Source organism: uncultured Cyclobacterium sp. (assembly GCF_963976465.1).
Lineage (GTDB): Bacteria > Bacteroidota > Bacteroidia > Cytophagales > Cyclobacteriaceae > Cyclobacterium.
Genome location: NZ_CAXBOC010000323.1, coordinates 1 through 6,849, shown reverse-complemented (window position 1 = coordinate 6,849; position 6,849 = coordinate 1). Strand labels below are relative to the sequence as shown.

Annotated in this window: 5 protein-coding genes; 4 read left to right on the top strand and 1 reads right to left on the bottom strand. The window is 38.1% G+C overall.

Annotated elements, in window-relative coordinates:
- Positions 1-1,581: AIR synthase-related protein (locus tag AAC037_RS16765; RefSeq protein WP_339904162.1), on the bottom strand; the 1,581-nt coding region annotated here is incomplete at its 3' end.
- A gap of 344 nt (positions 1,582-1,925) precedes the next feature.
- Between AAC037_RS16765 and AAC037_RS16760 the strand changes: the two genes are divergently transcribed.
- The 4 genes from AAC037_RS16760 to AAC037_RS16745 form a co-directional block, all read left to right on the top strand.
- Positions 1,926-2,534, top strand: a complete 609-nt coding sequence (locus AAC037_RS16760; RefSeq protein WP_339904161.1) for a TetR/AcrR family transcriptional regulator — start codon at positions 1,926-1,928, stop codon at positions 2,532-2,534.
- 4 nt (positions 2,535-2,538) lie between these two features.
- Positions 2,539-3,885 (top strand): TolC family protein, encoded by a 1,347-nt coding sequence (locus tag AAC037_RS16755; RefSeq protein WP_339904160.1) that lies wholly within the window; start codon positions 2,539-2,541, stop codon positions 3,883-3,885.
- Between the two features lie 20 nt (positions 3,886-3,905).
- Positions 3,906-5,036, top strand: coding sequence for an efflux RND transporter periplasmic adaptor subunit (locus AAC037_RS16750; protein WP_339904158.1), 1,131 nt, complete (start codon positions 3,906-3,908; stop codon positions 5,034-5,036).
- A gap of 7 nt (positions 5,037-5,043) precedes the next feature.
- Positions 5,044-6,849, top strand: a 1,806-nt coding sequence (locus AAC037_RS16745) for an efflux RND transporter permease subunit (protein WP_339904156.1), incomplete at its 3' end; no start/stop codon positions are given.

Genomic DNA, 6,849 nt, shown 5'->3' with positions numbered 1-6,849 from the left:
GGTCGTCTGGCCTATGTTATAAAATGGCGCTCTTTCACGGTCTGCAATCTTCTTTATCTTTGCGAGATGGCTATCCTTAACCACCAATCCCATTCTTTCCTGGGATTCATTTCCAATGATTTCTTTGGCAGAAAGTGTAGGGTCCCCAACGGGCAATTTTTCCAAATTAATGGTTCCACCAGTATTCTCCACCAACTCTGAAAGGCAGTTTAGGTGGCCACCTGCGCCATGGTCATGGATAGAAATAATGGGGTTGTCGTCACTTTCAGCCAATGCTCGAATTACATTGGCAACCCTTTTTTGCATTTCAGGGTTTGACCGCTGAATGGCATTCATCTCTAAGGAAAGACTAAGTTCACCAGTATTCAAAGAAGATACTGCGCTCCCTCCCATGCCAATTCTGTAATTGTCTCCGCCCATCAAGACAATACGATCCCCTTTTTCAGGACTGTTTTTATGGCTATAAGGAGCTGCTGTAAACCCAACTCCTCCAGCCTGCATAATGACTTTATCGAAACCCCAATCCAGGTCTCCTTCTTTGTGCTCAAAAGTCATCAGACTTCCGCAAATAATAGGCTGGCCAAATTTATTTCCAAAATCGCTGGCACCGTTTGAAGCTTTGATAAGGATGTCCATTGGGGATTGGTAGAGCCATTTTCGCTCTTCAAGGTCTTTTTCCCAACTTCTTCCAGCTTCTGACCTCGGATATGAAGTCATATATACCGCTGTTCCGGCCAAAGGAATTGAGGCGGTGCCACCTGCCATCCTGTCTCTGATTTCTCCGCCTGACCCTGTAGCAGCACCATTAAAAGGCTCTACTGTTGTAGGGAAGTTATGGGTTTCGGCTTTCAATGAAAGCACGGTATCTATTTCTTTAATCTCAAAAAAATCTGCCTTTTCTGAAGATTTTGGCGCAAACTGAAGCGCCCTAGGTCCTTTAACGAAAGCAACGTTATCACTATAGGCAGAAACGATCCCATTTTTATTGGCCTTTGAGGTTGCCTTGATCAACTGAAACAAGGTCATGGGTTTTTCCTCTCCATCCAGTATAAAGGTGCCATTAAAGATCTTGTGCCTGCAATGTTCTGAATTAACTTGACTGAAACCAAAAACTTCACTATCAGTTAATGGTCGCTCCAAAGATTGACTAACCCCTTCTAAATAAGCTACTTCTTCTTTACTTAATGCCAGGCCTTCTTTCTCATTGTAGGTGTGGATATCCTCAATATATTGTATAGGATCCGGTGTTTTGGCTATTGCAAATACTTCTTGGTCAAGTCCTTTGTACATTCGCTGAAGCATAGGGTCGAAAGAACTACCTTCAATCCATGGGTAGAAGGCCTCGATCCTAAGAATCCCTTTTATTCCCATATTTTGGCTTATTTCAACCGCATTGGTAGACCAAGGGGTAATCATTTCCTTTCTTGGACCAATAAACTCGCCGGGAATTTTAAGGTCTTCCAAATGGACAGCACCTCCAAATAGCCAGTTTAATTTCTCAAGCTCATTGTTTTTGTACGCTTCAGTGGTTTCCAAAGCGTAAATGGTCTTCTCCGGGGATTGAAAAAACAAAATCTTCATAAAGGGATCGATAGCTTTTTTTGAATGGGCAAATGTACAAAATTGGTTTTAAAATTTCGCAGTGCAGGTGGAGTAAGAAACTGATTAGCCAGTATAACTTGAAAAAAACACGGACTGCCCCTAAGTCAAAGAAATAAAAAGGATGAAATTGCCCTTCTGGCTTCAAGTTTAAGCAAGAAGAAATCTTCAGAAACCCAATTTAATATAGCCTTTTTGCAAAAAATAAATAGTTCCTTTGTAGAGCAAAGAAAAATGAGTGTAAAAATTATAGAAATTCTTGAAGAAACTCTGAACCTTTTGATAGTTTCTCTAGTTTATTCCCTGAGTTTTTTATTAAGGGATATTTGGAAACGAGACAAAATATAATTCGAATAGCACTAGAAAATTTTTTAGTGTATGGGGTAAGAGCAGTCACTATGGATGAGATAGCCAGGATTGCGGGAATATCTAAAAAAACAATTTATGAAGAATTCTCTAGTAAGGAAGAATTGGTTAATTCTGCCATAGAGGCAACAATAAAAGAGTACAGGTGTGATTTAGATGAGATGGAAAGCATTGATGAAAGTGCCATTGACCATTTGTTGCGCATGACAAGGTATCTAAGGGAGGCATTTACCAGTATGAATCCATTGTTAATGCAAGACATCCAACGATTTTATCCCAAATGCTGGCAAAAGGTAAATGAATTTAAAACGGAAAAAGTACTTCAGAATATTATTATGGTATTAGAAAAAGGAAAAGAATCCGGGGATTTCCGAATGGAGATCAATTCAGAGTTATTGGCCTATATGCGTATGGATCAAATTACAAATACTTTAACTTTTAATTATTCGAGGTCAAGTTATACTTTGCTAGAATGCCAATTGGCGATTTTAGATCATTTTATACATGGAATTCTTACTGACCAGGGAAGGTCAAATTACTATAAAAAACTACAAACTCAGGAAATTTAACTTTATGAATTTTAAACCAATTATTCTTTCCCTTACGATTTGGCTGGTAGGCCATTGGTTAGCTGAAGTTCAGGCCCAGCAACTGCCTTTCTCTTTAGAAGAAAGTGTGAACTATGCCCTGGAAAATAACGCAGAAGCCCGAAATGCAAGATTAGAAATACAAGCTGCAAAAGGTTTGATCGGAGAACGAACCTCAGAAGGGCTACCTCAAATTACTACAAGATTGAATGCTACCAAAAATCTTAAGGTACCTATATCGCCATTTCCCGCTCAGTTTTTTGATCCGGAAGCACCTGAAGGTACTTTTATTGGGGTTCAATTTTCCCCGATTTATTCAGCAAATTTGACAGCTACCGTAAGTCAAATGATTTTCAACGGTTCTTATTTTATAGGCCTTAAAGCAGCCAAAACATATAAGCAATTGGTGGAATTTGATAAAGAGTTTACTGACCTAGAAGTGGTAGAAAATGTGAAAAAAGCGTATTTTTCTGTATTAGTGAGTAAAGAACGAGAGACATTAATTCAGGCAAACCTGAATCGATTAGATACGCTACTTAAAGAAACCGAGATTCTTTATGAAGAAGGTTTTGCTGAAAAGATAGACGTGACGAGAATAAGGGTTCAAAATAATAATATTAGAACAGAACTGAACAAGGCCAAAACTTCTACCAGCGTAAGCAAGGCCCTTTTAAAGTTGCAAATGGGCTTCCCTGAGGAGGAAGAAATTGTCTTAACCGATAAATTAGATGATTTTACCCAATACCTTGAAACCCAAAGATTATTAAGTGAAGAAGGTCAACAAAGAATAGAAGTAGATCAAATCAATACAAATTACGATTTGGCAGTATTGGATTTGAAAAACAATCAAATCCAATACATGCCCAGATTGGATGCCAATTACACCTTTCAAAGGAATGCTTTTGGAGGTAATTTCTCAAAACTCTGGTCAGGAGATTGGTTTACAGGTTCTATTGTTGGAGTTACATTAGAAATTCCAATTTTTGATGGGTTTCTCAAAAAGCATAAAATCCAGCAAAATAGGGTGCAAATGAGGCAGTTAGAAGTTCAGAAAGAATTTACCATACAAAACATTCAATTAGAAAAATTTCAAGCCAAACAAAATTTGATCAACAGCTTACAAGAATTGGAAGTGCAAAAAGAAAACAGAGATTTGGCACTGGAGGTTTTCAATATGGCGAAAATTAAATACCAAGAAGGGGTAGGGTCTAACCTTGAGGTAGTGGAAGCAGATGCCACCCTTAAAGAGGCAGAGACCAATTATTTTTCTGCTCTTTATGATACGTTTATCGCAAGAGTAGATTTAGAAAAAGCATTGGGAATTTTAAAATAAGAAAAGGATTATACATGTTTATGAAAAATACATTTAAGTTTTTAACCCTATCCCTTGCGTTGGGAATGTTTTCTTGCGCTCAGCAAGAAGATGATCTTTCTTCCAAAAAAAACCAATTGGAAGCATTCAAATCTGAATCAGCAGCCTTAAAAGTTAAGATCGAAGAATTAGAGGAAGAGATATCCTCCTTGGATCCGGAATTTCGGAAAAACCGTAGGGAATCAGTATTGGTAACTACCGTAAAACCCGATGTAGGTAAATTTGAACATTATGTGGAAGTGACCGGTTCTGTACTTTCCAAAAAGAATGTAAACATCAGTGCAGAGGTTTCAGGTAGGGTGGAAGAGATTGTTACCCGTGAAGGCATGTCTGTTAGAAAGGGCCAAGTAATTGCTAAAATTGATGCAGAATCCATTAAAAGAAATTTGGATGAAATTAAAACCCAGCTTGAGCTAGCCAAAACAATTTTTGAAAAACAAGAGAGACTTTGGAACCAGAAGATAGGTACTGAAATTCAATTTTTAGAGGCGAAGAACAGGAAGGAAACCCTAGAGAAAAACCTTGCTTCTATTGAACTTCAAAAGGATAGAACTACCATTACTGCCCCATTTAATGGAACAGTAGAGGAACTTACAGTAAGGGTAGGGGAGTTGGTACAACCTGGTTCTCCTGTAGTCAATTTTGTAGGGGAAGACGATTTATTTATTGAGGGAGATATCTCAGAAAGATTTGTAGGGATTTTGAATAAAGGTGATTCTGTAAGTATTTATTTCCCTTCGATTGAAAAAACTATAAAAACCAAAGTAACTGCGGTTGGAAAAATTATTAATCCGGATAACAGAACATTTAAAGTTGAGGTTTTTCTACCGAAAGTAGAAAATGTAAAACCAAATATGATTTCGGTTTTAAATATTCAGGATTATAATGTTGATGAGGCGGTGATAGTCCCTACTTACCTCATTCTTAAAGACAATCAGGGAAGTTATGTTTTTGTAGTTGAAAAAGGTGTGGCTCACAAAAAATATGTGGAAAGAGGATTGACCTATGAAGGACATACTGAAATCACTAAAGGTTTAGATGGATCTGAAACACTTATTGACAAAGGGTTTAGGGAAGTAGGAGATAATTTTAATGTAAAAATCTCATCTTAATTATAATATGGCTTCAGAAGAAAACAAGAAAAAAGGAGTAATCAGAGAATTTGGAATTTCCTCACTGTCTGTAGATAATAGGACAAGTGTGGTAATCCTTACACTGATTATTACCTTCCTGGGGATGTTTGCCTACAGGACCATGCCTAAAGAAAGTTTTCCGGAAATTGTGATTCCTACAGTGTATGTAGGAACAGCTTATCCCGGAAACTCCCCCGTAGATATGGAAAACCTGATTTCCAGACCCATAGAAAAAGAGTTGAAATCAATTAATAACTTAAAAGATGTAAGCTCCACTTCCATCCAGGATTTTTCATCAATCGTGGTTGAGTTTAATCCCAATGTGGAAATATCCAAGGCCATACAGGATGTCAAGGATGCGGTAGATAAAGCTAAAAGTGAGCTGCCGAATGATTTGGATAGAGATCCGGATGTATTGGAGGTCAACACTTCAGAGTTCCCAATAATGAATGTAAACATTTCGGGAAACTATACAGAGCAAGAGCTAAAGACCTACGGTGAGTATTTGGAAGATGAGATCGAAAAATTAACAGAAATATCCAGTGCTGACTTGAGCGGGACCATTGAGCGCGAAATTCGGATCAATGCAGATCTCTATAAAATGGAAGCTTTAGGGGTTACTTTTTCCGATATCTCAGGCGCTGTTTCTGATGAAAATGTTACCATTTCGGGTGGTAATATTTTATCTGGTGATTACAGAAGAACACTAAGGATAGATGGTGAATTTGCCAAACCTATAGAAATTGAAGATGTAATCGTCAAGACTGAGAACAACAATATTGTTTACCTAAGAGATGTCGCCGAAGTTGAGGATACTTATAAGGAAAGAGAGAGTTTTGCCAGAAGTAAGAAGTTACCGGTAGTTACTATCAATGTCATAAAAAGAAGTGGTGAGAATCTTTTGGATGCTTCAGATAAAATAAAGGCCTTAATTGATGAAGTAAAAATCAACAAATTTCCTGAGGATCTGGAGGTTACCATTACCAATGATCAGTCCAAAACCACTCGTTCTCAAGTAGATAACCTTGAAAACAGTATCATTTCCGGGGTAATTCTTGTGGTATTGGTGTTGATGTTTTTCTTAGGCTTTAGAAACGCACTTTTTGTTGGAATTGCCATTCCACTGTCAATGTTTATCTCCTTCCTGGTGCTCAATTCTTTGGGTGTTACCTTAAACCTCATGGTACTGTTCTCCCTGATACTTGCGTTGGGAATGCTGGTGGACAATGGAATCGTGGTCGTAGAAAACATTTACAGGCTGATGCAGGAAGGTAAATCTCCAGTTAGGGCAGCAAAAGAAGGTGTTGGTGAAGTGGCTTGGCCAATTATAACATCAACAGCGACAACACTCGCAGCCTTTCTTCCCTTGGCATTTTGGGATGATATCATCGGGGAGTTTATGAAATACCTTCCCATTACTTTGATTATCGTATTGTCTTCCTCCTTATTCGTAGCTTTGGTAATCAATCCTGTTTTGACGGCCTTGTTTATGAAAGTACAGGATGTAGACAAGCAAAAGCCTGTTCAGAAACCGATGATCGTTGCAGCAGTTTTGACGGCATTGGCTATCGTAAGTTATTTCCTAGCTTGGATAGCATTTGGGAATTTACTGTTCTTGACTGCTCTGCTGGTTATATTTAACGTTTTCTTCTTAAGAAGGGCTATTCGTTGGTTCCAAAATGTATTTTTGGTTCGTTTGGAGGACCTTTATGAAAAAACGTTACTTTTTGCCCTGAGAGGCTATAAACCCTACCTCTTTTTTGGAGGGACTTTGATTTTATTGGTGCTGTCA

Excerpts from the sequence above, each read along its gene's own strand:
- AAC037_RS16750 (WP_339904158.1), top strand. The coding sequence starts at position 3,906 with ATGAAAAATACATTTAAGTTTTTAACCCTATCCCTTGCGTTGGGAATG.
- AAC037_RS16755 (WP_339904160.1), top strand. The coding sequence starts at position 2,539 with ATGAATTTTAAACCAATTATTCTTTCCCTTACGATTTGGCTGGTAGGC.